Source organism: Streptomyces sp. NPDC096311 (assembly GCF_044763085.1).
GTDB lineage: Bacteria > Actinomycetota > Actinomycetes > Streptomycetales > Streptomycetaceae > Streptomyces.
This window is the reverse complement of sequence record NZ_JBIWFN010000006.1, coordinates 169689-194633: the sequence shown is the minus strand read 5'-3', so window position 1 is coordinate 194633 and position 24945 is coordinate 169689. Positions and strand designations below refer to the sequence as shown.

The window sequence follows — 24945 nt, the reverse complement described above, 5'->3', positions numbered from 1 at the left end:
ATGGAAGGTGACAGACATGACTCTCAGACAATCCGTGCTCAACGTGGCGGACAGTCTCCAAAGGCTCCGCGGTGGGCTGGACAGCACGGCCAGGGCGATGAGCGGACTGCAGCGAGGAGCCTCCGCCGCGGCAACGCCGCTGGCGCGGGTGGACTCGGTATTCACCCGGGCCAACACCGCCGTGGGCAAGCTGCGTGGCTCACTGACCAGCACCAACACCGCCCTCGGTAAATCCAGGAGCGCCACCGACAAGTTCAAGACCTCCCTCGACAAGCTCAAGTCCTCCGCCGACAAGACCAAGGCCGCCCTCAAGGACGTGAAGAACCAGGCCGACGCGGTCGAGAAGTCCGTGGGGAAGGCCGGGAAGAACGCCGACAAGGGCGGGAAGTCCATGGGGGGCCTGGGGAAGGGACTCAAGGGGGCGTCCACCGCGCAGAAGGGGCTCAACCTCGCGATGAGTGCCAACCCGTTCGGGCTGGTCATGACGCTGCTCACCCCGCTCATCACGCAGTTCGTCAACATGGACAAGGTCACCGCCCTCGTCCGCAAGGGCCTCACCGCCGCCTGGAGTCACATCAAGTCCTCCTCGCAGTCCGCCGCGAAGATCCTCGGGCCGCTGTTCAAGGGCGTGGTGAACGGGTTCCTGACCCCGACCCGGATGCTGGTGCGCGGGCTCAACGTCCTCATCGGCGGCCTGAACCACGTGAAGTTCAAGGTCCCCGACTGGGTGCCCGTCATCGGCGGCAAGGGCTTCGCCTTCGATCTGTCCCCCATCCCGGTGCCGCAGCTCGCCCAGGGCGGCATCGTGCGCGCCCGCACCGGCGGCACCCTCGCCCTCGTCGGCGAGGGCGGCGAGCACGAGGCGGTCATCCCGCTGTCCCGGCTGGAGCGGATGCTCGGCTCCGGCGGCGGCCTGCGCCGGCTCGCCGCCGCCGTCGAGGCGCTCGCCGACCGGCCCGTCCAGATCGACGTGGACTCCCAGACCATCGCACGCGCCGTCCAGCTCGGGCAGCGCAAGCTCGCCCGGAGGTGAGGCAGGGACATGGCAAGGAATCTCTGGATCGGCAAGCCCGGACTTCTCCGGGAGATCGACCAGGCGGCCAAGAGCTGGGACCGGTCGGCGGAACTCAACGTCACGGAGTTCAAGTCCCTGGAGGGGCGGATCACCACCGTGGCCCCGGCCCGTACCGTCCGCCGGCTCAAGTTCTCCTGGGACTCCCTCGCGCCCGACGACGCCCAGCACCTCTCCCGGCTCGCCCGCCGGATCAACGGGCCCGGTCTGCTGGGCAGCGCGCAGACGTCGTACGGTCCGCTCGCGGTGCTCGACCCGGCCTCGGTGAACCTGCTCGACCCCTACCAGGCCGCCGCGCAGAGCGAGAGCAACGGCACCGACCACTGGTTCGCCATCACCGGCACCCTGGTCGTCAGCCCCCTGACCGGGGACACCGTCGTCGCCGACTTCCAGGAGAACACCCGGATCGGCTGGCGGCACGGCGTGTGGACCGGCTGGCCGGTGATGCCCGGCATGCAGGTGTCCTGGCTGGTCCCGGCCGACTGGAACCCGGCACTCGCCACCGCCCAGCTCGACTGGAAAGCCGCCGACGGGGCATATCTCAGCAGCTCGTCCGCGAACGGACCGAGCGTCTCCGGCATCGCCCCGGCCGGGGCCGCCTTCGTCACCCCGGTCGGCGGACCCGGCGCGGCCGGTCCCGCGGGGCTGGCCGGAGCCTGCCTGACCATCGGCGAGGCCCCGGCCGCCCACGCGCTCGGGGAGGGCTGCCCGGCGATGTCCATGACCGCGTACAGCGACGTCCCGTCCGCCCGGCTGCCGTACCGCAACGTCAGCGTCGACCTGGTGGAGGTGCGCGGTGCAGAACTCTGACGAAACGCTCGCCGCCGCGCTCGCCGCCACCGAGCGGATCCCGGCCCACTCCACCCGGCTCGGCGGCCGGGAGATGGGCGGCCAGGTGCAGTCCTGGAAGGTGGAGCGGGCCTACAGCACCGATCTGCCCGAGGCGCTGCGCGCCTTCTCCGGGAGTGCCTCGGCCCAGCTGGAGCTGTCGCTCGGCGGCAGCGGTGCGCCCGCGCCCCGGCTGTACTCGGCCTGGTCGGCCCGCGGCAGCGGCGACGTCGTACGGCCCGGGCAGTCCGTGGTCCACGCGGCGGGCGCGAACGACCGCACCGTCCCCGCCTTCCGCGGCGCCGTCCGGTCCCGCACGGCCGCGTCCGGCAGCGACACCGTCACCGTCCAGGCGCTCGACGGCGCGGAACGGCTGCGCGGACCCGCGCAACTGCCACGGCCCTACCACGGGCTGCGCTACGGGCAGCCCGTGGCGACCGCGACCTGGTGCGTCGACGAGATCCTGCGCCAGGGCGGCATCCACAGCTGCCCGCCGCCCCGCGCCCCCGGCGTGGCCGACGACAGCACCCGGCCGTTCACCGCGCTCTATGCCGCACTGCACGGCGGTTTCAACGCCACGTACGGCCAGCCCGAGACCTTCCCGGCCCCCTCCGCGTACTCCTGGGTGCGGGACGGGGCGCCGTACGAGATGGCGCTGATGCCGAAGGCGGCGGGGCTCACGGCATCCTGGATGCCGCGCTCCCGCTTCGTCGTCGCGGGGAAGGTGTTCCAGGCCGAGCTGCATGTGAACACCGCCCTCGCGGTGGGCAATGAACTGGAACTCAAGCTGATCTTCGACCGCAGCGCCGGCGCGTACGGGAACTACGCCCTGAACGTCTACTTCGCCACCGGCGTCGTGAAGATCACCTCGGGCACGGTCGGCGGCGGCGGTCTGGTCGCCAGTTGGACCATTCCCAAGCTCGCCTCGCTCAAGGGCGTGTGGCACCTCGGGTTCACCGTCGACACCCGGGCCGGTGCCGTCGGCGGGAACACCCCGGCGACCGTGTACCCGCGGCTCACCGCACCCGACGGGGAGTACGTCACCCCGCCGACGGCCCCCTTCACCTTCTCCGACGCCTCCTCGGTGCAGCCCCCTTCCGAGCTGTACCAGATCAGCCTGAAGACCGACGTGGCCGTCGAATGCCTCCAGGTCACCGACCGCTCCTGGCCGGACCTCGACTCGTACACCGCCGAGGAGTGGGAGCAGAAGGGCCGCTGGGCCAAGGGCGCGGTGCTCGACGACGCGACGGTGCCGCTCTACGACGTGCCGAAGATCTCCGGCTCCCAGTGGGACGCCCTCACCGAGATCGCCCGCGCCACCATGTCCACCGCCGAGTTCGACGAGCAGGGCGTCTTCCGCTGGCGCGGGCCCGGCCGGTTCCGGACGGTGCCCGCCGGGCCCGATCTCACGGTGACCACCCGGCGCGACATCGCCGCCCTCACCGTCTCCGAGGAGATCGACGCCTGCCGCAACCACTGCGAACAGCCTTACCAGGACTGGACCGGCATCAGCCACACCTACAGCGACACCGTCACCGACACCGTCGTGCGGGAGGTCAGGCCGGGCGGCTGGGTGGAGGTCGCGTACGCCATCGCCGAGGAGGAACTCGACGTCGGCCCGCTCCAGATCGAGGACGACGTGGCACCCGTCGGCGGCCACCGGGTCCGTTTCGGCAGCGCGGCGGCCGGCGGCACCTCGGTGAAGGGCGCGGTGACGGTCAGCTCGCGGCGCGACGGCCCGAACTACCTGGTGCGGTTCGCAAACCACGGCACGGCGAGCGTCTGGACGGTCACCAAGGACGGCAAGCCCTCCGTGCAGATCGTCCCGCAGAAGCGCACGGGCGATCCCCGGCAGCGGTCGTTCGCCTGGTACAACACCACCAGCCAGGCCGCCTACGGCAAGCAGGTCTACCAGGCGCCCGCGACCGACTGGGTGCAACAGCAGCAGGTCGCCTCGGACCTCTCGCACGCCATGCTCGACGCCGGCCGTTACCCGGTCCCGGTGCTCGGCGAGGTCGAGGTGCTGCACGATCCACGCATCCAACTCGGTGACGTGGTGCGGGTGGTGGACACCAGCGGGGCCACGCTCGACACCCTCGCCTGGGTCGTGGGCATCCGCACCACCTGTCAGGCGGGGGCCGCCCCCCAGCAGACGCTGACCCTGCGCGGTACCTCCTACAACGGCGTTCCGACCGACTCCGGGCTCACCCCGGACCCGCCGGTCGATCCGGAGTACGGCAACCAGCGGACGTACGCCCTGATCGACGCCCAGAACGCCACACTCGACGCTCTGACCACCAGCAGGATCACCTACCGCGAACTGCTCAAGGCGCCGGGAGGTGCGGCATGAGCGAACTGCCCCCGGAAGAACCGCGCGTGGAAGAACCGCGCGCGGCGGAACCACCGCCGGAGACCGCCGACGACGACGCGAACGTGGCGCATCCGGTCCCGGTCGACAGCGCCGCGACCCGCGACGGCGACGGCGGCACACCGGCCGGCTCACTCCCGCCGTCCCTGGGCGACTGACCGCCCCCTCGTCCCGTACGCGCGCCCCGTACGCGATCAGTCGTCCCGTACGCACTCCAGGATCCAGGAGGAAGCCGTCATGGCCCTGCTCACCCCGCTCGGCAGCCTGCCCTACCCGCAGCCGGCCGACGCCGCGAACATCCCCGTGCACATCCAGTCGCTCGCGGAGGCCGTCGACGGCCGCACCGTGCTGCGCTTCGCGGACGCCGCGACCCGCGACGCCAAGGTGACCGCCCCGGTGGCGGGCATGCTCTGCTGGCTCGGCACGCCCAAGCAGTACTGGTGCTACACCGGCAGCGCCTGGACGCAGCTGGCGCCCGGCCCGGTCCACAAGGCCAACACCACGGCCGGTACGACGACGTCGACGGCGTACGTGGAGACCCTCACCGGCTCCACCGGCGACCCGACCACCGTCACCTTCACCGCTCCGGCCTCCGGCGCCGTGCTCGTCTCGGTGGGCGCGCGCATCAGCAGCAGCGCGGCCACGGCCTGCCACATGTCGGCGAACATCCGGCTGAACACGACGGTCGCGCTCGCCGCCGCCGACACCCGCGCGGCACTCGCCGTCGGCACCAACCAGTGCTCCGTCACGACCCAGTTCCAGGTCACCGGGCTCACCGTGAACGGCGTCTACACCGCGACCGCCGCCTACAAGTCGGCCGCGACCACCAGCACCGCGACCTTCGCCAACCGATTCATCACCGTAACTCCCGTGATGTGAGGCACACATGGCCACACCACTGACCGCCGACGCCCTCGCCCGCGCCCTGCGCGACGAGGGCGTCGCCCTTTCCGAGAGCGACAACTGGCGCACCCACAACCGCAACAGCCGAGGCGCCTGGGGCCCGGTCCACGGCGTCATGCTCCACCACACGGCAGGCACCGACAGCCTCCGCCTGTGCCGCGAGGGCACCGCGGACCTGCCGGGCCCGCTCTGCATCGGCCTGATCACCAAGGACGGCACCGTCCACCTGGTCGGATACGGCCGCACCAACCACGCCGGTTCGGGCTCGACCGCGGTCCTGGAGGCCGTACGGGCCGAACGAGCCGTACTGCCGGCCCCCGGACCCGACGCCGTGGACGGCAACGCCCGCTTCTACGGCTTCGAGATCGAGAACCTGGGCAACGGGCGGGACCCCTACCCGGCAGCCCAGCTCGCCGCCGTGGAACGGCTTTCCGCCGCGATCTGCCGCGCCCATGGCTGGTCCGCGTCCAGCGTGATCGCGCACAAGGAGTGGACGCGCCGCAAGATCGACCCGTCGTTCTCGATGTCCGGGATGCGGCAACGGGTGGCGGCCCGGCTCGGCTCCCGACCGGTCTCGTACGAACCCTTCCCCGGCGCCGCGTTCTTCGCGCTCGGCCGCCGCAGTCCGCTGATCACAGCCGTCGGCGAACGGCTGGTCGCGGAGGGGTGCGGGCGCTACTCGACCGGCCCGGGCCCGGTGTGGACGCAGGCCGACGTCCTGTCGTACGCGACCTGGCAGCGCGGGCTCGGCTACGTCGGCAAGGACGCCGACGGCACCCCGGGCCGCACCAGCTGGGACAAGCTGCGCGTCCCGCGCGCCTAGGGGGCCGGACGTACCCGAGAAGCACTGGAGCACCCGAAAGGAGCCCGGAGATGAGCGACGCCGGCCGCAGAACCCTGCGTACGACACTCCAGACCCTGTTCGCCCTGATCACCGTCCTGCCGCTGGTCGCCGACGACCCACTGATCCGGGACGTACCCGAGCTCACGGCCGTGGTGGGCGGCGCCGCGCTGCTCAGCCGGGTGATGTCGATGCCCGCGGTGGACCGGCTGCTGCCGGGGTGGCTGCGCGGGCCCTCCCGCGGAGAAACCGCCGATGCCGACGACTGAGGCCGAGAGCGTCGCCCTGGAACTGGAGCGGCTGCGCCGCTCGGTCGACGTCGGGTTCGCCACCACCCGCGGCGACCTCGCCCTCCTCCTGCAACGCGCGGACCAGACCGACAAGACCCTCGACGAACACGAGTCCCGCCTCGACGCCCTGGAACGCACCCGCTGGCCCCTGCCCTCCCTGGCGGCCGCCACCTCGTGCACGGCGCTGGCGCTGACGATCTGGCAGTCGATGGGACGCTGAACCCCGGTCCGCCGAACGCGCGGGAGCCCCTCGCCCAGGGCTCCCGCGCGTTCGTCTACTTGAGGCCGATCGCCGTGCAGTCCGCCTTGGTCGAGGCCGTGCAGATCTGCTTGACGGTGTAGATGTTGTCCTGGATCACCGTCTCCTTGATGTTCGCCTTGGTCAGGGCGACCACGGGCATCAGCTGGGAGGGGATCTTCTTGTTCGTGGGGCTGTCGACCTTGTCGCGGGTGAGCGCGTCGAACTCGATGCCACGCCCCTGGACCTTCGCCACGGCCATCTCGGCCGCCGCGGAGGCCTCATCGGGGTAGGACTTGTAGACGCTCATGTACTGCTCGCCCCGGACGATCCGCTGCACCGCGTCCAGCTCGGCGTCCTGGCCGGTGACCGGCGGCACCTTGCTGACGCCCATGGTCTTCAGGGCGTCGATGACGGCGCCCGCGAGACCGTCGTTGGCGGAGTAGACACCGGCGATGTTGCTGAGGCCGATGGCCGAGATGGCCTTCTCCATGTTGGCCTTGCCGACGGCCGGATCCCAGTCCTTGGTGTCGTACGACTTGGAGATGACGACCTTGCCGTTGAGCTCGCCCAGGGCGCCCGACTTGAACTGCGCCGCGTTCGGGTCGGTGGGCGAGCCGTTCATCATGACGATCTTCTTCGTGGAGGCGTTGGTGCCCAGCGCCTCCAGGAGCGCCTTGCCCTGCACCTGGCCGACGAGCTCGTTGTCGAAGGAGATGTACGCGTCGATCGGGCCCTGCGCCAGACGGTCGTAGGCGATGACGGGGATGCCCGCGTCCTTGGCCTTCTGCACATCGCTCGCGATGGCCTTGGAGTCCACCGCGTCGACGAGGATCACATCGACCTTGTCGTCCACCATCTGCTGGAACTGCTGGCTCTGCTTGGAGGCGTCCTGCCCCGCGTTGGCGTAGTCGACCTTGCCCTTGCCGTTGGTCAGCTTGGCGACCTGCTGCTCGATGATCGGGTAGTCGAACTTCTCGTAACGGGTGTTGGCCTTCTCCGGGAGGAGCAGGCCAACCGTGATGTCGTCACCCTTGGTCGGGCTCGCCTTGGTGTTGCTGCCGCCGATCCCGTCCACGACACCGCAGGCGGCGAGGGAAACGGTCATCGCGGAGCAGGCCAGGGCTATGGCGGTACGACGAAGCCGGGTGTTACGAGTGTTCACATCAGGTGCCTTCCGGGCGAGGTAGCTGCTTTGCGACCCAGGTGGCTGAAAGCCAACGCGGCGATCACCTCAGCGTCAAGGAGTAACCACTTAACGAGATGGCAACAGCATTCTGTGTTCCCCAAGTGAACACGATGGGAAGGGGGTGCGCCGCCACTTCCACAGAACCCCTCTGATTGACTTGCGTCACGCGCTCCCCGGCGACATACAACCCACCCCCGCACCCGGGAGTCTCGAAGGTGGCCGCGCACACCGCAGCACGAACCAGGGGAAGCATGAGACCAGTTGGGCGGAGTGGACCGGCGCTCGCCGCGACGCCGACGATCGCCACCACCGGGGGTCTGCTCGCCGTCTCGGGTGCGCCCGCCTCCGCCGCGAGCAGCTGCGCATCGCCGGTGTACAAGCGGCAGTTCTATGCGAACACCACCTTCTCTGGCATACCGAAGAAAACGGACTGCGATGCCGCGGTCAGCGAGAACTGGGGCACGAAGGCACCCGCCTCCGGCCTCCCGAAGGACAACTTCGGCGTCCGCTGGACCGTGACGAGGGACTTCGGTTCGGGAGGCCCCTTCGCCCTTCCCGTCACCGCCCAGGACGGCATCCGCGTCTACCTCGACGGCACCCGCAAGGCCGACCTCTGGAAGAACGTCTCCTCGACGGTCAAAAAGACCGTCAACGTCACGATTCCTTCCGGAAAGCACACCCTCCGCGTCGACTACGTCAACTGGACCGGCGCCGCCAACGTCTCCTTCGGCTACACCCGCCGCACCACCGCCACCGTCGACAAGGTCAAACCCCTCACCCCGAGCGGGACTTCCGTCTCGTACGACACGGCGGGCGGCAACGCCAAGCTGAGCTGGGCGAAGAACAAGGAGATGGACCTCGCGGGGTATCGCGCCTACCGCCGTCCGAAGGGCAGCGCCACCTGGACGGGAGTGGGTACGACGACCGCCACCTCGTACACCGACACGACCGTGCCCGCGACCGGCGACACCTACTCCTACGAGGTCCGCGCCCACGACAAGGCGGGCAACGAGTCGGCGGGCAACGCGGACCAGGCCGTGACCACCCTCGACCGGACGGCGCTCGCCGCGCCCGCCGGGCTGATCGCCACCTCGGTGTCCCGCGGGCTGCAGCTCGACCGGAACGGGGTCACGGGAGCGGTGTCCTACCGCGTCTACCGGGCGACGACCGAGAACGGGGTGTACGCCCGGATGGGCAGTACGGACAAACTCTCGTACCTGGACACCTCGGCCGTCGAGAGCGTCGCCTCCTCCTACCGGGTGACCGTTCTCGACGCGGCGGGCAACGAGTCCGCGCGTTCCGCGGCCGCCGCCGGCGAGCGCGAGGACCTCACCCGCCGCCCGCCGTCACCGGGCTGACGGTCACCCCGACCGCGTACGGCTTCGAGCTGGAGTGGGACAAGAACCCGGCCACCGACCTCGGGCGGTACACCGTCTACTGGGGCGAGCTCTGGGGCGACGAGGGCAACCGCCTGACCTGGTCCGGGCTCGGAGCGGGCCAAGAGGAGTCCGCCGAACCCGCGCAGGGCTTTCGCATCTATCGGTGGAACCCCGCCACCGCCGCGTACGAGAAGGTCCACGAGGCCTCGGCCGGAGCGTTCGAGTACTTCGACACCGGCACGAAGCGCGGCACCACGTCCTCCTACTGGGTGACCGGTGTGAGGGCCGACGGCACCGAGACCCTGCCCGCCGGCGACTGGACGGTCACCGAACCGGCGCGGTGAGCCGAGGAACGCCGAAGGGGGTGGGGAGGTCGACGACCTCCCCACCCCCTTCGGTAGCTGGAACTAGTCCGACTGCCTCTTCGGACGCCAGACCACCAGCGCGCTCGTCTGCTGGACCTCCTGGTACGGGACCAGGTCGCGGCGGTACGAGGCGTGCACCGCGGCCTCGCGCTGCTGCATCGCGGCAGCGGCGCCGTCCAGGGCCGATTCCAGTTCCGCGACGCGGGACTGGAGGGCGGCCACCTGGTTCTCCAGCTCGATGATGCGCTTGATGCCGGCCAGGTTGATGCCCTCGTCCTGGGAGAGCGCCTGCACCGTGCGGAGCAGTTCGATGTCGCGGGCCGAGTAACGCCGGCCCCGGCCGGCGGTGCGGTCCGGGGAGACCAGGCCGAGGCGGTCGTACTGGCGCAGGGTCTGCGGGTGCAGGCCGGAGAGCTGGGCCGCCACCGAGATGACGTAGACCGGGGTCTCCTCGGTCAGTTCATAGGGGTTTCGACGACGGCCGTCCATCTGCTCATGCTCCCTTCGCGGCCTGGAACAGCTCGGCCCGTGGGTCCTCGCCCGCGGTTGCCTCGCGATACGCCTCCAGGGCGTCGCGAGCCTTGCCCGACACGTCCGTGGGGACCGCGACCTCGACGGTGACGAGGAGGTCGCCACGCGTACCGTCCTTGCGGACGGCACCCTTGCCGCGGGCCCGCATCGTACGGCCGTTGGGCGTGCCCGGGGGCAGCTTCAGGGTGACCGGGGGGCCGCCCAGGGTCGGTACGCGCACCTCGCCGCCGAGTGCCGCCTCCGCGAAGGTGACGGGCACGGTGACGGTGAGGTTGTCGCCCTTGCGGCCGAAGACCGGGTGGGCGTCCACATGGACCGTGACGTACAGATCGCCTGCCGGGCCGCCCCGTTCGCCGGGTGCGCCCTTGCCGCGGAGGCGGATGCGCTGGTTGTCGCTCACCCCCGCCGGGATGCGGACCTGCATCGTGCGCGAGGACTTGGCGCGACCGCTGCCGTGGCAGATCTCGCAGGGGTTCTCCGCGATGAGACCGCGGCCCTTGCAGTCCGGGCAGGGGTCCGTGAGCGAGAAGCCGCCGCCGGAGCCGCGCGCGACCTGACCGGTGCCGACGCACGTCGGGCACACGCGCGGTGTGCCGTTCGCGTCGCCGGTGCCCGAACAGGCCTTGCAGGGCGCCTGGGACGTCATCCGCAGCGGGACCGTCGCGCCGTCCACCGCCTCGGTGAAGCTGAGCGTCACCTCGGTGTCGATGTCCTGGCCGCGCCGGGGCTGGGTCCGCGTACCCGTGCCCGCGCCGCCGCGGTTGAACAGGCCCCCGAAGACGTCACCGATGCCGCCGCCGAAGCCACCGGCACCCCCCGCTCCGCCCTGGGCGCCGCCTCCGAAGAGGTCGCCCAGGTCGAAGTTGAAGTTGCCGCCGCCCGCGCCGGGACCCGGACGGAAGCCGCCGTTGCCGAAGAGGGCGCGTGCCTCGTCGTACTCCTTGCGCTTCTTGGGGTCTCCGAGCACGTCGTTCGCCTCGGAGATCTCCTTGAAGCGCTCCTCGGCCTTGGCATTGCCCTTGTTGGCGTCCGGGTGGAACTCGCGGGCGAGCTTCCGGTACGCCTTCTTGATCTCTGCCTCGGTGGCGTCCTTGGGGACGCCGAGGACCTTGTAGAAGTCCTTCTCGATGAAGTCCTTGGTGCTCATCCTCGACGCCCCTCCTCTCTCATGCGTTCAACGTCAGCCCTCGTCCGGGCCACCGCTCTCCTTGTCGTCGGCCGCCTCGGCGGAATCCTGGGAGTCCGCCTTGCCGGTCTGCGCCCCCGGCTGGGGTTCGGCGACCGCCACCCGCGCGGGGCGGATGGTGCGCTCGCCGATGCGATACCCCGGCTGCAGAATCGCCACGCACGTCGTCTCCGTGACGTCCGGCGCGTACGAGTGCATCAGGGCCTCGTGGATCATCGGGTCGAAGGGCTCGCCCTCCTTGCCGAACTGCTGGAGGCCCATCTTCGCCGCGACGGTCTCCAGCGACTCGGCCACCGACTTGAAGCCGCCGACCAGTTCGCCGTGGTCCCGCGCGCGGGCGATGTTGTCGAGCACGGGCAGGAGTTCGGTCAGGAGGTTCGCGATGGCGATCTCCTTGACCGCGATCCGGTCGCGCTCGACCCGACGGCGGTAGTTCTGGTACTCGGCCTGGAGCCGCTGGAGGTCCATCGTGCGCTCGCCGAGCGCCGTACGGACCTGGTCCAGCTGTGCGGTCAGACCGGCCATCTGTGCTGCTGATGCGTCCCCGGCCGGGGCCGCCGCCTCCTCCGTGGAGGGGGTGGCGGCCTGCGGCTCGGCGTCGTCAGGGGTGGCGCCGGAGGGGACGTCAGGCTTCTCTTCGAAGCCCGGGGTCTCCTCCGTCACGCGGCACCGTCCTTACGGTCCTCGTCGACGATCTCGGCGTCGACGACGTCGTCATCGGCCTTGGCCTGCTCGGCGCCGGGGGCACCTTCGGCGCCACCGGCGGCCTGCGCGGCCTGGGCGTCGGCGTACATGGCCTGGCCGAGCTTCTGGGAGACCGCGGCGACCTTCTCCGTGGCGGTGCGGATCTCGGCGGTGTCCTCGCCCTTGAGCTTCTCCTTCAGCTCGGCGATGGAGGCCTCGACCTCGGTCTTGACGTCACCCGGGACCTTGTCCTCGTTGTCCTTGAGGAACTTCTCGGTCTGGTAGACGAGCTGCTCGCCCTGGTTGCGGGTCTCGGCGGCCTCGCGGCGCTTGTGGTCCTCGTCCGCGTACTGCTCGGCCTCCTGGCGCATCCGGTCGACCTCGTCCTTCGGCAGCGAGGAGCCGCCGGTGACGGTCATCTTCTGCTCCTTGCCCGTGCCCAGGTCCTTCGCGGTCACGTGCATGATGCCGTTGGCGTCGATGTCGAAGGCGACCTCGATCTGCGGGACACCGCGCGGGGCCGGCGGCAGACCGGTCAGCTCGAACATCCCGAGCTTCTTGTTGTACGCCGCGATCTCGCGCTCGCCCTGGTAGACCTGGATCTGGACGGACGGCTGGTTGTCCTCGGCGGTGGTGAAGATCTCGGACCGCTTGGTCGGGATCGTCGTGTTCCGCTCGATGAGCTTCGTCATGATGCCGCCCTTGGTCTCGATGCCTAGGGACAGCGGGGTGACGTCGAGGAGCAGGACGTCCTTGACCTCACCCTTGAGGACACCGGCCTGCAGGGCGGCGCCGATGGCGACGACCTCGTCCGGGTTGACGCCCTTGTTGGCGTCCTGGCCGCCGGTCAGCTCCTTGACGAGCTCGGCGACGGCGGGCATGCGGGTGGAGCCACCGACGAGAACGACGTGGTCGATCTCGGAGAGGTTGATGCCCGCGTCCTTGATGACGTTGTGGAACGGCGTCTTGCAGCGCTCCAGAAGGTCCGCGGTGAGCTGCTGGAACTGAGCGCGCGTGAGCTTCTCGTCCAGGTGCAGCGGGCCCTCGGCGGAGGCCGTGATGTAGGGCAGGTTGATCGAGGTCTCGGTGGACGAGGACAGCTCGATCTTCGCCTTCTCGGCGGCTTCGCGCAGACGCTGGAGCGCCATCTTGTCCTTGGCGAGGTCCACGCCGTGACCGGAGCGGAACTGCTGCACCAGGTAGTCGACGACACGCTGGTCCCAGTCGTCACCACCGAGGTGGTTGTCGCCGTTGGTGGCCTTCACCTCGACGACGCCGTCACCGATCTCCAGGAGGGACACGTCGAAGGTGCCGCCACCGAGGTCGAAGACGAGGATCGTCTGGTCGTCCTTGTCCAGGCCGTACGCGAGGGCGGCGGCCGTGGGCTCGTTCACGATGCGCAGGACGTTCAGGCCCGCGATCTCGCCGGCCTCCTTCGTCGCCTGGCGCTCGGAGTCGTTGAAGTAGGCCGGGACGGTGATGACCGCGTCCGTGACCTTCTCGCCCAGGTAGGCCTCGGCGTCGCGCTTCAGCTTCTGCAGGATGAAGGCGCTCATCTGCTGCGGGTTGAAGTTCTTCCCGTCGAGCTCGATCTTCCAGTCCGTGCCCATGTGACGCTTCACGGAGCGGATGGTCCGGTCCACGTTCGTGACCGCCTGGCGCTTGGCCACCTCGCCGACGAGCACCTCACCGTTCTTGGCGAAGGCGACGACGGACGGCGTGGTCCTGGCGCCCTCTGCGTTGGTGATGACGGTGGGCTCGCCGCCTTCAAGAACGCTGACGACGGAGTTAGTCGTGCCCAGGTCGATGCCGACCGCACGTGCCATTTCAATTCCTCCAGCAATGACTTGAGTGGAACGGACTCAAGTGTGCACCACTCTCATTGCTGGGTCAACAGACATGAGTCGCAGGGGCTCAAGTCTTATCTCTTGCTTACACGCAGGTGTGCTTGTACACGTGGTTCGACCTGCGGCTTCTCGGTCAACCGACTCCCGGACGCGGGGACATGCCGTCCCCCGTAGGTGGGGATCCGAAGCAGCGCGAGTACGCCGACACCGGCGCCGCCCGCCACCCACAACGCCGCCGTCGCGCTCACCCATCCCATGTCGATCAGCATCCCGACGAGTGCACCCGCGAAGCCGGTGACCCCCACGACGATCGCGGCGCCCCGAGGCGTGACACCGAGGCGCCGCAGCCGGTGGACCAGATGATCGGGGGCGCCGCGCAGCAGCGGACGCCCGGCCCGCTGCCGCGACACCAGCACCAGCACGGCGTCGGCGGTCGCCACGGCCGTCAGCGCGAACGCGGCGCCCACGCTCGACCCGGCCCCCCGCCCGGCGTGGACCAGTACCGCCGCCGAGGTCAGCACGAACCCGACGAACAGCGCGCCGCAGCGCCCGGGCACGATCCGGGCCGGGGGCCAGTTGTGCATCAGGAACCCGGTCAGCGCGGCGGCCAGCACGCTCAGCAGCGCCGCGAGCCCGTCCATGACCTCGGCAGCCGCACAGCCGCTCAGCGCGAAGGCGGTCGCCACCGCGACCGTCCCCATCACTCCGTCGGCGTGATCGAGCGAGGTGAAGGCATGGGTGGCGAGGGCGATCCAGCCGACGGCCACCACCCCGACCACCGGGCCGAGCTCGCCGTAGGGCACGGTCAGCGCGGCGGCGCCGGTCACGACGGCCGCCTGGAGCGGAACCCGCACAAGAGGCGGCGGGGGCCACAGGTCGGCGACGAGCCCGAGGGCACCGACCCCGATCCCGGCGGCCAGCAGCCTCGCGGCCGCCGGCCCCAGTGGCGCCACGTCCGTCCAGTCCCCGACCCCGGCGACGAACGCCGTGACCGCCACCACCGCGACCCCGCCGAGCAGCGGCACCGCGCGTGCCCGCCGCCGTTCGACCACGCCGAGGCGCAGGGCGAGGAGCCGCAGCAGGGCGGCGAGTACGGCGGCGAGGAGCAGGGCGGAGGCGGCGGCGACGATTCCGTACAGCACGCAGCCAATTTAGTGTTAAATGTCGTAAATACGCCGCAGATCACACGATCGGGTTTACGTGTCGGCCGGAGACCTCGGCACCTGTCGGCCGGTGACGTGCGCAACTGCCGGTCGGTGACTTCGGCGACTCAGGTGGACCTCAGCGACGCAGATCACCGCACCGCTGGCTACAGTGCGGCGGAAGATATGGGTAGTCTCAGACGGACTGCATAAGTTACCGCTTAGTAATCGGCTGAAGGTCGGCCTTCAGCTCCCTCCCTCGCAGGCCCGAGGAGCCCCCAAATGCAACTCGCCGCGATCATTGTGTCGCTGGTACTCGCCGTGGTCGGCGTGGCGCTGTTCTCCCGTGCCATCGCGCAGATCTACCGGTTCGTACGGCTCGGCCAGGACGTCCCCGCGGGCACCCGCACCGACGACTGGACCGCGCGCACCGTCACGGTGGTCCGGGAGTTCCTCGGCCACACCCGGATGAACCGGTGGGGGGTGGTCGGGGTCGCGCACTGGTTCGTGGCGGTCGGCTTCTTCTCCCTCGTCGCCACGCTGGTGAACGCCTTCGGGCAGCTCTTCCAGGCCGACTGGGCGCTGCCCATCATCGGGCACTGGCTGCCGTACGAGATCTTCGTCGAGTTCATCGGCCTGATGACGACCCTCGGCATCCTCACGCTCATCGTGATCCGCCAGCTGTCCCGGCCCGACCGGCCGGGCCGCAAGTCCCGCTTCGCCGGGTCCAACGCCGGCCAGGCCTACTTCGTCGAGTCGGTCATCCTCATCATCGGCCTCGCGATCATGACCCTGCGCGGCCTGGAGGGTGCCCTCGCCGACGTGCACGGCTACGAGGCCGCGTACTTCGCCTCGTACCCGATCGTCGCCGCCTTCAAGGGGACGAGCGTCGGCACGCTCCAGAACCTGATCTACCTCACCGCGATGATCAAGATCGGGACGTCCTTCATCTGGATGATCACGGTCTCCCTCAAGACGGACATGGGTGTCGCCTGGCACCGCTTCCTCGCCTTCCCGAACATCTGGTTCAAGCGGAACGCGAAGGGCGAGACCGCCCTCGGCGCGCTGCTGCCGATGACGAGTGACGGCAAGGCCATCGACTTCACCGACCCCGGCGAGGACGACGTCTTCGGCGTCAGCCAGGTCGAGCAGTTCTCCTGGAAGGGCCTGCTGGACTTCTCCACGTGCACCGAGTGCGGGCGCTGCCAGTCGCAGTGCCCCGCCTGGAACACGGGCAAGCCGCTCTCCCCCAAGCTCCTCATCATGTCGCTGCGCGACCACGCGCACGCCAAGGCGCCCTACCTGCTCGCGGGTGGCGGCAAGAACATGGAGGGCGAGGAGAAGGCGTCGGCGGAGCAGCTGGCCGACGTGCCCGCCGCCGCGCTCGCCGAGGCCGAGCGGCCCCTGATCGGCACGTTCGAGGAGAACGGCGTCATCGACCCCGACGTGCTGTGGTCCTGCACCACGTGCGGCGCGTGCGTCGAGCAGTGCCCCGTCGACATCGAGCACATCGACCACATCGTCGACATGCGCCGCTACCAGGTGATGATCGAGAGCGCGTTCCCGTCCGAGGCGGGCACGATGCTCAAGAACCTGGAGAAGAAGGGCAACCCCTGGGGTCTGGCCAAGAAGCAGCGCCTCGAGTGGACCAAGGAAGTCGACTTCGAGATCCCGGTCGTCGGACGCGACATCGAGGACCTGTCCGAGGTCGAGTACCTGTACTGGGTCGGCTGCGCCGGCGCCCTGGAGGACCGCGCCAAGAAGACCACGAAGGCCTTCGCGGAGCTCCTGCACATGGCGGGCGTCAAGTTCGCCATCATGGGCGGCGACGAGAAGTGCACCGGTGACTCCGCGCGCCGTCTCGGCAACGAGCCCCTGTTCCAGGAGCTCGGCATGGAGAACGTCGCCGCGCTGAACATGGCCTTCGGTGAGGATGACGAGGACGAGTCGACGAAGAAGCCGAAGTCGGCGAAGAAGATCGTCGCGACCTGCCCGCACTGCCTCAACACGATCGGCAACGAGTACCCGCAGCTCGGCGGCGACTACGAGGTCATCCACCACACCCAGCTGCTCCAGCACCTCATCGACGAGGGCAAGCTGCTGCCGGTCACCCCGGTGGACGGCCTCATCACCTACCACGACCCCTGCTACCTGGGCCGCCACAACAAGATCTACACGCCGCCGCGCGAGATCATGTCGGCCGTCCCGGGCCTGCGTCAGCAGGAGATGCACCGCCACAAGGAACGCGGCTTCTGCTGCGGTGCCGGTGGTGCGCGGATGTGGATGGAGGAGCGGATCGGCAAGCGCATCAACAACGAGCGCGTCGACGAGGCTCTGTCCCTCAACCCCGACATCGTCTCGACGGCCTGCCCGTTCTGCCTCGTCATGCTCACGGACTCCGTGAACGGCAAGAAGAACGACGGCCAGGCCAAGGAGTCCATCCAGGTCGTGGACGTGGCCCAGCTCCTTCTCGACTCCGTCAGGACGCCGGTCGATCCGGCGGGGACGGCCGAGGCGGAGAGCGAGCCGGAGCCTGAGCCGGTGAAGTAGCCGGGCCTTTCGAGAGAACGACACCCCATGTCCCCGGTTCAGCCCGGGGCCATGGGGTGTCGTCGTATTCAGTTCAGGTGATTCGGGTGATTCAGGCGATTCAGCCGTCGGCCGCGGCTCTCGGCGACGCGGAGTGCGTCATGGAGGGCCCCGGTCAGGCACTCGGCGAGGAAGCGGAGATCGCCCGGCGGGGTGTCCGGGAGCATGTCGTGGGCGTGCGCCAGGAGTTGCGTACCCATACCGAGCTGGATGGACTCCGTGGCGTCGGCCAGGCGGGACACGGGTCCGCCGTGGTCGTCGGTGATCAGATAGCAGGCCTTGTCCTCGGCACCGGACCAGGGCAGCAGACGTGGCTCTCGTCGCGCTTCCGCGTCCATCAGGCGACCTCCAGCCCGTGGATCCAGTACGGGCCGGGCGTGTCCAGCCCCAGGGTGGCCAGGGCCAGTTCGCGGCGCCGCTCACGCTGCTCGTGGACGGTCACGTACGGGCGTACGGCGACGGTGGCGGTGCCGTCGAGGGGGATGTCCAATCCGTACGGGCTGCGGTGGGCGGGGAGCGGGGTCCTCGGCCTTGACGGGACGGCGCGTGCCGGGCGGGGCGGGCGGACGCGGTGCGCGCCGCGTGGGATGAGCAGGAGGCTCACCCAGGCGGTGAGGCGGTGGATAAGGTCGGTCATGTCATCAGCTCCGTTCAGGGTTCAGCTGGTGGCCGTGCCCCGGGACGGCTCCATCCGTCGTCGGGGTTCTTCGATCACCCTACTGCGGTGTACTGCCGTATGAGCGGTTAACTGTGAATCGCATGGAATACGGTCGTCTGCGCATGGTGGTGCGGTGATGGAATTTGTTGCCGATATCCCCCGCTGGCGCCAGGTGGCCGAGGTGATCCGCCGCCGCATCGAGGACGGGACCTACCCGCCGCGCACCCGTATCCCCTCCGTCGTGGAGATCACAGCGGAGTTCGGCATCGCTGCCGTGACCGCGCAGAAGGTGCACAAGGGCTTGCGTGCGGAAGGGCTCATCTACACGGAACCGGGCCTCGGCTCGTTCGTCGCCGAGCAGCCCGCGAAGCCTGCGGACTCGTAGCGCGGGGTTCGGGGCGCAGCCCCGAGGGATGGGACGGGTAGGGGCGGCGGGGGCGAAAGACATCCCCGCCCCAGCCGGAGTCCGTACGCGCGAAAACCGCGACGCCGAGCCCGGTCGCGTGCGGGCTCGGCGTCGCGGTGGACGTAGGGGCGGCTACTTCGCGGAGCGGCCCCGCTTCGAGTCGCCCGTCACGTTCGCGATCCACTTGAGGAAGTCGCCCGGGTCGACGTTCGAACCGTGCCCCTCGTCCCAGTAGTAGAGGTGGTTGACGTCGTCGCCCAAGCCGTCCAGCGCGGCGGCGAGGTTCGCGGAGACCGTCAGCGAGGTGTCGGAGTCCTTGGTACCGAGGCGGATCCACCAGTGCCTCGACCGGCCGGGGTTCTCCTCCCCGATGTGGTGCATCGGGTTCATCAGGTCGAGCTTCTCGGGGATGTCGCTCGCGACCCGCTTGGTGGCCAGGCCTGTGGTGTCGTTCTTCGCGCCGTACGCCGTGAAGTGCCGCGCCTCGGTGGTGCCGGCGCCGAACTCGTTGTTCTCGCCCGCGGACAGGTCGAACGCGTCGAAGGCCGGTGTCGTCTTCTTCCGCGCGCCGACGTGGGTCAGGAAGTCGGCCCAGGTGAAGGTCGCCCTGCCGCCGGACCACGTGATGAACGTGTTCGCGGCCAGGTACGTCGCGCGGTCGGCCTCCGACAGCGCCGCCAGGTACTTCGTGGCGGACGGCTGGAGGTAGGTCTCCACCATGTAGGCGTCGTAGTTGCGGGCCGTGAGCGGGCCGAAGCCGTTCAGGCCCCGCAGCCTGAGGGAAGCCTGGTACTCGGCGAACTGGGCCCGCAGCGCCTTCGACACCGTCTGGTCGACGACCTTGCCGGTGCTCGCCGTGACGTTGGTGCCCCAGTTGAACTCGTACGCGCCGTCGGCGTGCTCGAGGTCGGTGATGGGGCACCAGGCGCCGGTGGCGAAGATCGCGTCGGAGGCGTCGGCGGCGCCGAGCTCCTTGAGGTACTTGTCGTAGACCGGGCTGTCGCCGGACGCGCCGAGCAGGGAGGACAGGGCGCCCCCCGCACTCGTACCGGTGGAGACGATCCGGTCGGTGTTGCCCGGGATGACTCCCTTGTTGGCGCGGACGTAGCGGACCGCGGCCTTCAGGTCGACGATGGCGGCCGGGGCGGTGCCGTAGTACGTGCCGGCGGAGTCGGTGAGGGTCCGGCCGCGCGCGCCGGGCTCCACGACGACGTAACCCGCCGCCAGGCCCAGCTTCCCGAGGTTGACCATCCCGCCCTGGGCGTTCACCATCGCGTTGCCGCCGGACTGCACCTCGCCCGTGCCCGCGCTACTGGAGGCTGAGGGGGCGGCGGACGCGCTGGGGGACGCGCTGCCACCGGCGCCGCCCGTGGGCATGCCGCCGGTCATCTCGGCGCCGCCCACGCCGGTGGCGTCCGCCACGGACGACGGCATGTAGCCGCCCACCGAGTTGGCGAAGACGATCGGAGCGTTCGTCGCGTCCACGGCCTTGCCGTCGATCGTGACGGGGACACTGACGTTCAGGCTCTGGTACTTCGCGTCCACCGGACGTGCGACGTAGGTGATGGCCTTCCAGAAGTGGTACACCACCGTGTGGTCGGTGCCGTCGGCGTCCGTGATGGTCGTCGTCAGCTCGGTGTAGGCGCCCTTGTCGAAGACCAGGGAATCCGACGCACCCGAGGACTTCGAGCCCGTGCTCGACGCGTTCGCGCTCAAGGCGAAGCCGCCGACTGCGGCGACTCCGGCGGTCGCGCCGATGCCCATGACGACGGTCCTGCGCTTCACTGCCCTGTGCTTCACGGAAGCCTTCTCCCTGTTCACGGCGGCCATGAGGCAGCCGAAACGGCTGGTCAGGGGCTTGCGGGCCGCTTTTCACGCCGGGCGTCGCCCCCGTTTGTCCGGTCCTTGCGAACGTAAAATGAGCCGCTCAACATTGTCAACAATTCTGTAAAACTCATCGCTGACACACAGCGCTCAGCAAGGTGGCGATACCGCTCCCGTCGAATCCGGCGCATCATGGCGAGGTTGTTGTCCGTGGGGCGGATGAGGTGAACGGTGGGCGAGGGAAAAGCCGGTGTACGGGCCGCGGCGATCAGCTGTGTACTGCTGCTCGGCGGATGCGCGGGCACCGGGAACAGCGGTTCCGCGCGACACGAACCCGTGACCGTCGCCAAGGCCCCGGCCCAACTCCCCGTCCCCCGCGGCAAGGGCGGCAAGGCCGCCGACGACTTCAACGGCGACGGCCGTCGCGACCTGGTCCTCAATGACCTCGTCAAGAGCCCGGACGATGCCCACGGCGACGACGCGGGCATCGGGATCGTCTACGGAACCGGAACCGCACAGGGACTCGCGCCCGGCGCACGGCAGTTGCTGAACCCGGCGCGCCAAGCGGCCCGTACGAAGGGCCGGTCGCCCGCCGTCTTCGACGCGGAGGCGAGCTGCGACCTGGACAGGGACGGTTTCACCGATCTCGTCGTGTCGACGGACCCGCCGTACGACGGGCAGGGCCGGCCCCCCGTCCCCCTCCAGATCCTCTTCGGCTCCCCGGCCGGACTCACCGGCAGGGCGGTCGAGCTGGTCATACCGGCGGCGGCCCGCGCCGGCAACGACTGGCCCGACCAGCCCGTGTGCGGCGACTTCGACGGCGACGGCGCCGAGGACCTGGTCGTGCACGCCTCGGACGGCCGACTCAGCTATCTGCGCGGCCCGTTCACCAGGAAGGGCGCCCCGCGCGCGGCGGGCAGGCCCCTCCCCTCACCCGGCACCGTGCCCACCGGACCCGCCCTCGACGTGAACCGCGACGGCTACGACGACCTTCTCGTCCGTACGGCGGAAGGCCCCGCCACGTCCGCGCTCGTCCTCGGCGGCCCGGCCGGCCCCACCCGCACCGGCACCGCCCTGCCGAGCGGCATCGACGTCGCCCTCGGCCGCTTCGGCAGGGGCCGCGCCCTCGACGCGGCGGTCGGCTCCATGGACGGAACGTATCTGCGCTACGACCTCCCCACCGCTGTACGCGACAGCATCAGCACCCCCGGTTCGGTGCTGGACGCCGGGGACTTCGACGGGGACGGCGTGAGCGAACTCGTCTCCAGCGGAGCGGAGTTGCGGATCCTGCGGGGGCGTACGAGCGGACTGTCCGCGACGGGGATGGTGACCGTGCCGCCACCGGGCCGGGGCACCACACGGGTCCTGACCGTCGCCGACTTCACGGGGGACGGGCGGGCGGACCTGGTCGTGCGGACGTACGACGGGGAGACGAAGGACACGGTCGCGGTGTACGCGGGCAGCAAGGAGGCGCTGGTGACGGCGAAGCCGACGGTCACGTTCTCCACGTCCGAGTTCCTGGGAACCTCCTGAACCGCCAAGACCACCCACCTCGTTGGCCCCGGAACGGGCCCCGGAAAATAATCAAACTCACGTACAACCCTCAGCCCCCGTTCAAGGTCTTCTGTTCGCCGACCATCCCCCGAACCCCGGGACAACTCCCGGTGAACGCGGGCGGTCCGCACCCCATTGACTGGGAATGCCCGCCAGGCATCCCCGCATGCCGCAGGAGACCCCCGCATGCACAAGCAGTACCCGCAGCACCGCACTCACGCCTTCAGACTCGCCCTCGCGACGGCCACCGCGGCCGCGCTGACGGGCGGTCTGCTCACCTTCTCCGCCGCGACGGCGACCGCCGCGGACTCCACGAAGGTCCCGCAGGCCGACTTCAACGGCGACGGAATCGGCGATGTCGCCTTCTCCGCCTCCGGCGCCTACGTGAGCGGTCAGAAGACCGCCGGCCAGCTCGTCGTCCTCTACGGCACCCACAGCGGCGTGTCCGGCGCCAAGCGCTCCACACTCAGCCAGAACACCGCCGGGGTTCCCGGCACCGCCGAGGCCGGGGACGCCTTCGGCGCCGACACGGCGTACGCGGACTTCAACGGCGACGGTTACGACGACCTCGCCGTGTCCTCTCCGCACGAGAAGTTCGGCAACGACACCGACGCCGGTGGCCTCGCCGTCCTCTGGGGCTCCCCGAGCGGCCTCACCGGCAAGGGTGTGGCCATCGCCGACCCGGCCGGCTCCTCGCACGACTACTGGGGCAAGACCCTCGCCGCGGGCGACTTCGACGGCGACGGCAAGGCCGACCTGGCCGTCGGCAACTCCTCCAGCACGATCTACGTCTATCGGGGCGGCATCACCTCCACCGGCGCGGCCGGCCTCGCCCGCACCACGATCAAGCCCCCGATCCAGTCCGGCGGCAACGCCCTCGGCCCACGGAACCTCACCGCCGGTGACATCAACGGCGACGGCCGCACCGACCTGGTGGTCGACGGCTTCGAGACCAAGACCGACTACGGCTGGAACACGAACTACTACGTGCCCGGCACCGCGAGCGGCCTGAACGTCTCCGCCGCCAAGGCCCTCAAGCCCGGCATCATCACCGCCATCGGCGACATCAACAACGACGGCTTCGGCGACATCGTCAGCGGCGCGTCCTGGGACAACAAGACCGAGGACGGCACGACCATCCCGGACTCCGCGCTCGGCGGAAAGGTGAACATCACCTACGGCTCCGCGTCCGGCCCCGCCGCCACCACCGGAATCACCCAGAACACCGGCAGCGTGCCCGGCAGCTCCGAGAAGGCCGACAACTTCGGCTACGAGCTGGACCTCGGCGACATCAACGGCGACGGCTACCAGGACCTGGTCGTCAGCGCCCCGTACGAGGACCTGAGCGGTGTCGCGGACGCCGGCATGGTCACCGTCCTGTACGGCTCCGCGCACGGCGTCAACACCTCCTCGGGTGCCCAGGCCTTCGCCCAGAGCACTCCGGGCGTCCCCGGCAACGACGAGAAGTTCGACCTCTTCGGCCTGGACACGAAGCTCGACGACGTCAACGGCGACGGCAAGGCCGACCTCCTCGTGGGCTCCTACGAGAACGGTGGCGACGGCAGCGTCACCTACCTGCCCTCCAACGGGTCCAAGATCACCACGACCGGCTCCCGCGCCATCTGGCCGGCCGACGCGGGCGTCTCGACGACGGGCACACCGGCGTTCGGCGCCAACTTCGCGGACTGAGTCCAGCCGCCCTTCAGCCGGGCCCGCACCCACGGGCCCGGCTTCCGCCCTCCCGCAAAACCCGGGGCCGTGCCCCCGTAAGGGACACCCGTGCTCCTCCCCTTAGGGGATGTCACAGCTCGGACCCAAACCCCCCTCCGATGGCCCGCACCCCGCACGTCACAGTGCGGGACCAGGTACGTTCGATTACGTGGCTGGATTCAGGATCGGACGCGGCCGGGACGACCGAGCCCCGCAAGCGCGACCGCAACAACACCGACCGTCGTACGGACAGCAGGCTCCGCAGGGAGGCCAGCAGCCGTACGGCTACCCGCCCGCGCCCTCGCAGCAGCAGCCGTACGGAGGGCAGCAGTACGGCGGCGGACAGCAGGGCGGCAGCGGACAGCAGGGCGGGCAGCCGGGCTGGCCCCAGGCGAACGGCGGCGGTCACGGCGAGCCGGAGTACTTCGGCGACGGTCACCCGCAGCAGGGCCCTGACCCGTACGCGGCGAACAGCCCTGGTCACACCCAGGCCTTCTCGGTCGGCGAGGACCCCTACACCCAGGGCGGGACCTACCGCGCCGGCCAGGCGGCGGCCCCGCCGATCGGCCCCCGTCTGCACTGGAAGGACCTGCTGAGGGGCATCGTCACGGCCCCCAACCAGACCTTCCTGCAGATGCGCGACTACACGATGTGGGCCCCGGCCCTGATCGTGACGTTCCTCTACGGCCTGCTGGCCGTCTTCGGCTTCGACGGCGCCCGCAAGGACGCCATCAACGCCACCCTCTCCAACGCCGTCCCGATCGTCCTGACGACGGCCGTGGCGATCGTCATCAGCACGTTCATCCTGGGCGTGGTCACCCACACCCTGGCCCGCCAGCTCGGCGGCGACGGTGCCTGGCAGCCCACGGTCGGCCTCTCCATGCTGATCATGTCCATCACGGACACCCCGCGCCTGATCGTCGCCATGTTCTTCGGCGGCGACGCGTCCTTCGTGCAGCTCCTCGGCTGGGCGACCTGGGTCGCGGCGGGCGCCCTGCTGACCCTCATGGTCAGCAAGTCCCACGACCTCCCGTGGCCGAAGGCACTGGCCGCGTCGGCGATCCAGCTGATCGCGATCCTGTCGATCATCAAGCTGGGCACGTTCTAGCGAGGACACGCGGTACACCGCGTACGGTCGAGTACGTACGAGAGGGCCCCCGGCACGGAACCACTGCCGGGGGCCTTCTCCATCCCTTGCCGGAGCGAGTCGCCGTTCGGGTTCGGGCAGCGGCTGGTCGGTGGATCGTGGCGCGGTATGACGGTGTGTCTGTAGGGCTGCACAGGGCGGGTGTGGCTTGATCGTCGGGCGGTCCCGGCAGGGACCTGAGCATCAACCGACGT

General features: G+C 70.0%; 23 protein-coding genes. 14 read left to right on the top strand and 9 right to left on the bottom strand.

All coding sequences use genetic code 11. The features are described 5' to 3' along the window. The first annotated feature begins 16 nt into the window (after positions 1–16). From ACIRA5_RS17460 to ACIRA5_RS17425, 8 genes are all read left to right on the top strand, one after another. The gene (locus tag ACIRA5_RS17460; RefSeq protein ID WP_403691592.1) at positions 17–1033 is read left to right on the top strand and encodes a hypothetical protein; all 1017 of its coding nucleotides are present in this window, start codon (positions 17–19) and stop codon (positions 1031–1033) included. Between the two features lie 9 nt (positions 1034–1042). After that, positions 1043–1882, top strand: a complete 840-nt coding sequence (locus ACIRA5_RS17455) for a hypothetical protein (protein ID WP_403691590.1) — start codon at positions 1043–1045, stop codon at positions 1880–1882. Beyond that, the gene (locus ACIRA5_RS17450) at positions 1869–4250 is read left to right on the top strand and encodes a hypothetical protein (RefSeq protein ID WP_403691588.1); all 2382 of its coding nucleotides are present in this window, start codon (positions 1869–1871) and stop codon (positions 4248–4250) included. Before ACIRA5_RS17455 ends, ACIRA5_RS17450 begins: the two co-directional genes overlap by 14 nt. Beyond that, positions 4247–4426, top strand: coding sequence for a hypothetical protein (locus ACIRA5_RS17445; RefSeq protein WP_403691586.1), 180 nt, complete (start codon positions 4247–4249; stop codon positions 4424–4426). The genes ACIRA5_RS17450 and ACIRA5_RS17445 overlap by 4 nt, the downstream gene beginning before the upstream one ends. Positions 4427–4505: 79 nt before the next feature. Then, positions 4506–5147: a hypothetical protein gene (locus ACIRA5_RS17440; RefSeq protein WP_403691584.1), complete on the top strand. Its 642-nt coding sequence runs from the start codon at positions 4506–4508 to the stop codon at positions 5145–5147. Between the two features lie 7 nt (positions 5148–5154). Further along, positions 5155–5994, top strand: coding sequence for a peptidoglycan-binding protein (locus ACIRA5_RS17435; RefSeq protein WP_403691583.1), 840 nt, complete (start codon positions 5155–5157; stop codon positions 5992–5994). Positions 5995–6044: 50 nt separating this feature from the next. Further along, complete coding sequence (locus ACIRA5_RS17430) at positions 6045–6281, top strand: hypothetical protein (protein WP_403691581.1); 237 nt, start codon at positions 6045–6047, stop codon at positions 6279–6281. Next, positions 6268–6522: a hypothetical protein gene (locus ACIRA5_RS17425; protein WP_095853492.1), complete on the top strand. Its 255-nt coding sequence runs from the start codon at positions 6268–6270 to the stop codon at positions 6520–6522. The genes ACIRA5_RS17430 and ACIRA5_RS17425 overlap by 14 nt, the downstream gene beginning before the upstream one ends. A 55-nt stretch (positions 6523–6577) precedes the next feature. Here the strand turns inward: ACIRA5_RS17425 and ACIRA5_RS17420 are convergent, their stop codons facing one another. Further along, positions 6578–7705, bottom strand: a complete 1128-nt coding sequence (locus ACIRA5_RS17420) for a sugar ABC transporter substrate-binding protein (RefSeq protein WP_403691579.1) — start codon at positions 7703–7705, stop codon at positions 6578–6580. 275 nt (positions 7706–7980) lie between these two features. Here ACIRA5_RS17420 and ACIRA5_RS17415 point away from each other — a divergent pair, with 275 nt between their 5' ends. After that, complete coding sequence (locus tag ACIRA5_RS17415) at positions 7981–9087, top strand: fibronectin type III domain-containing protein (protein WP_403691577.1); 1107 nt, start codon at positions 7981–7983, stop codon at positions 9085–9087. Between the two features lie 428 nt (positions 9088–9515). Here ACIRA5_RS17415 and ACIRA5_RS17410 read toward each other — a convergent pair whose 3' ends face one another. The 5 genes from ACIRA5_RS17410 to ACIRA5_RS17390 form a co-directional block, all read right to left on the bottom strand. After that, positions 9516–9962: a heat shock protein transcriptional repressor HspR gene (locus tag ACIRA5_RS17410; protein WP_054231331.1), complete on the bottom strand. Its 447-nt coding sequence runs from the start codon at positions 9960–9962 to the stop codon at positions 9516–9518. Positions 9963–9966: 4 nt separating this feature from the next. Next, positions 9967–11151: a molecular chaperone DnaJ gene (gene dnaJ / locus ACIRA5_RS17405; protein ID WP_168509826.1), complete on the bottom strand. Its 1185-nt coding sequence runs from the start codon at positions 11149–11151 to the stop codon at positions 9967–9969. Positions 11152–11184: 33 nt separating this feature from the next. Further along, positions 11185–11853 carry a nucleotide exchange factor GrpE gene (grpE, locus tag ACIRA5_RS17400; RefSeq protein WP_352051750.1) on the bottom strand — a complete coding sequence of 223 codons (669 nt, stop codon included), beginning with the start codon at positions 11851–11853 and terminating at the stop codon, positions 11185–11187. Then, positions 11850–13700 (bottom strand): molecular chaperone DnaK, encoded by a 1851-nt coding sequence (gene dnaK, locus ACIRA5_RS17395; RefSeq protein WP_067374231.1) that lies wholly within the window; start codon positions 13698–13700, stop codon positions 11850–11852. Before dnaK ends, grpE begins: the two co-directional genes overlap by 4 nt. A 95-nt stretch (positions 13701–13795) precedes the next feature. Next, positions 13796–14863: an MraY family glycosyltransferase gene (locus ACIRA5_RS17390; protein WP_403691575.1), complete on the bottom strand. Its 1068-nt coding sequence runs from the start codon at positions 14861–14863 to the stop codon at positions 13796–13798. Between the two features lie 282 nt (positions 14864–15145). Here ACIRA5_RS17390 and ACIRA5_RS17385 point away from each other — a divergent pair, with 282 nt between their 5' ends. After that, a complete protein-coding gene (locus ACIRA5_RS17385; protein WP_403691574.1) occupies positions 15146–17413 on the top strand; it encodes a (Fe-S)-binding protein in 2268 nt (755 codons plus the stop codon). A 68-nt stretch (positions 17414–17481) separates the two neighbouring features. Here the strand turns inward: ACIRA5_RS17385 and ACIRA5_RS17380 are convergent, their stop codons facing one another. Both ACIRA5_RS17380 and ACIRA5_RS17375 read right to left on the bottom strand, forming a co-directional pair. Continuing rightward, positions 17482–17790 (bottom strand): hypothetical protein, encoded by a 309-nt coding sequence (locus ACIRA5_RS17380; RefSeq protein ID WP_403691572.1) that lies wholly within the window; start codon positions 17788–17790, stop codon positions 17482–17484. Next, positions 17790–18089, bottom strand: a complete 300-nt coding sequence (locus ACIRA5_RS17375; protein ID WP_403691570.1) for a hypothetical protein — start codon at positions 18087–18089, stop codon at positions 17790–17792. The genes ACIRA5_RS17380 and ACIRA5_RS17375 overlap by 1 nt, the downstream gene beginning before the upstream one ends. A 157-nt stretch (positions 18090–18246) precedes the next feature. On the opposite strand from ACIRA5_RS17375, the gene ACIRA5_RS17370 reads away from it, so the two are divergent. Next, positions 18247–18495, top strand: a complete 249-nt coding sequence (locus ACIRA5_RS17370) for a GntR family transcriptional regulator (RefSeq protein ID WP_403691927.1) — start codon at positions 18247–18249, stop codon at positions 18493–18495. Positions 18496–18648: 153 nt separating this feature from the next. Here ACIRA5_RS17370 and ACIRA5_RS17365 read toward each other — a convergent pair whose 3' ends face one another. Further along, positions 18649–20280, bottom strand: coding sequence for a subtype B tannase (locus ACIRA5_RS17365; protein ID WP_403691926.1), 1632 nt, complete (start codon positions 20278–20280; stop codon positions 18649–18651). A gap of 291 nt (positions 20281–20571) precedes the next feature. On the opposite strand from ACIRA5_RS17365, the gene ACIRA5_RS17360 reads away from it, so the two are divergent. From ACIRA5_RS17360 to ACIRA5_RS17350, 3 genes are all read left to right on the top strand, one after another. Further along, positions 20572–21873 (top strand): FG-GAP repeat domain-containing protein, encoded by a 1302-nt coding sequence (locus ACIRA5_RS17360; protein ID WP_403691568.1) that lies wholly within the window; start codon positions 20572–20574, stop codon positions 21871–21873. Between the two features lie 207 nt (positions 21874–22080). Further along, complete coding sequence (locus ACIRA5_RS17355; protein ID WP_403691566.1) at positions 22081–23583, top strand: FG-GAP and VCBS repeat-containing protein; 1503 nt, start codon at positions 22081–22083, stop codon at positions 23581–23583. Positions 23584–23692: 109 nt separating this feature from the next. Beyond that, positions 23693–24712, top strand: coding sequence for a Yip1 family protein (locus ACIRA5_RS17350; RefSeq protein WP_403691564.1), 1020 nt, complete (start codon positions 23693–23695; stop codon positions 24710–24712). Positions 24713–24945 lie beyond the last annotated feature (233 nt).

What these genes read in the sequence shown, in the direction of transcription:
- ACIRA5_RS17460 (WP_403691592.1), top strand. Translation starts at nt 17, where the DNA reads ATGACTCTCAGACAATCCGTGCTCAACGTGGCGGACAGTCTCCAAAGG.
- dnaJ (WP_168509826.1), bottom strand. Translation starts at nt 11,151, where the DNA reads ATGAGCACCAAGGACTTCATCGAGAAGGACTTCTACAAGGTCCTCGGC.
- ACIRA5_RS17370 (WP_403691927.1), top strand. Translation starts at nt 18,247, where the DNA reads ATGGAATTTGTTGCCGATATCCCCCGCTGGCGCCAGGTGGCCGAGGTG.
- ACIRA5_RS17455 (WP_403691590.1), top strand. Translation starts at nt 1,043, where the DNA reads ATGGCAAGGAATCTCTGGATCGGCAAGCCCGGACTTCTCCGGGAGATC.
- dnaK (WP_067374231.1), bottom strand. Translation starts at nt 13,700, where the DNA reads ATGGCACGTGCGGTCGGCATCGACCTGGGCACGACTAACTCCGTCGTC.
- ACIRA5_RS17415 (WP_403691577.1), top strand. Translation starts at nt 7,981, where the DNA reads ATGAGACCAGTTGGGCGGAGTGGACCGGCGCTCGCCGCGACGCCGACG.
- ACIRA5_RS17410 (WP_054231331.1), bottom strand. Translation starts at nt 9,962, where the DNA reads ATGGACGGCCGTCGTCGAAACCCCTATGAACTGACCGAGGAGACCCCG.
- ACIRA5_RS17355 (WP_403691566.1), top strand. Translation starts at nt 22,081, where the DNA reads ATGCACAAGCAGTACCCGCAGCACCGCACTCACGCCTTCAGACTCGCC.
- ACIRA5_RS17440 (WP_403691584.1), top strand. Translation starts at nt 4,506, where the DNA reads ATGGCCCTGCTCACCCCGCTCGGCAGCCTGCCCTACCCGCAGCCGGCC.
- ACIRA5_RS17385 (WP_403691574.1), top strand. Translation starts at nt 15,146, where the DNA reads ATGCAACTCGCCGCGATCATTGTGTCGCTGGTACTCGCCGTGGTCGGC.
- ACIRA5_RS17365 (WP_403691926.1), bottom strand. Translation starts at nt 20,280, where the DNA reads ATGGGCATCGGCGCGACCGCCGGAGTCGCCGCAGTCGGCGGCTTCGCC.
- ACIRA5_RS17375 (WP_403691570.1), bottom strand. Translation starts at nt 18,089, where the DNA reads ATGACCGACCTTATCCACCGCCTCACCGCCTGGGTGAGCCTCCTGCTC.
- ACIRA5_RS17425 (WP_095853492.1), top strand. Translation starts at nt 6,268, where the DNA reads ATGCCGACGACTGAGGCCGAGAGCGTCGCCCTGGAACTGGAGCGGCTG.
- ACIRA5_RS17445 (WP_403691586.1), top strand. Translation starts at nt 4,247, where the DNA reads ATGAGCGAACTGCCCCCGGAAGAACCGCGCGTGGAAGAACCGCGCGCG.
- ACIRA5_RS17350 (WP_403691564.1), top strand. Translation starts at nt 23,693, where the DNA reads ATGTCACAGCTCGGACCCAAACCCCCCTCCGATGGCCCGCACCCCGCA.
- ACIRA5_RS17435 (WP_403691583.1), top strand. Translation starts at nt 5,155, where the DNA reads ATGGCCACACCACTGACCGCCGACGCCCTCGCCCGCGCCCTGCGCGAC.
- ACIRA5_RS17430 (WP_403691581.1), top strand. Translation starts at nt 6,045, where the DNA reads ATGAGCGACGCCGGCCGCAGAACCCTGCGTACGACACTCCAGACCCTG.
- ACIRA5_RS17380 (WP_403691572.1), bottom strand. Translation starts at nt 17,790, where the DNA reads ATGGACGCGGAAGCGCGACGAGAGCCACGTCTGCTGCCCTGGTCCGGT.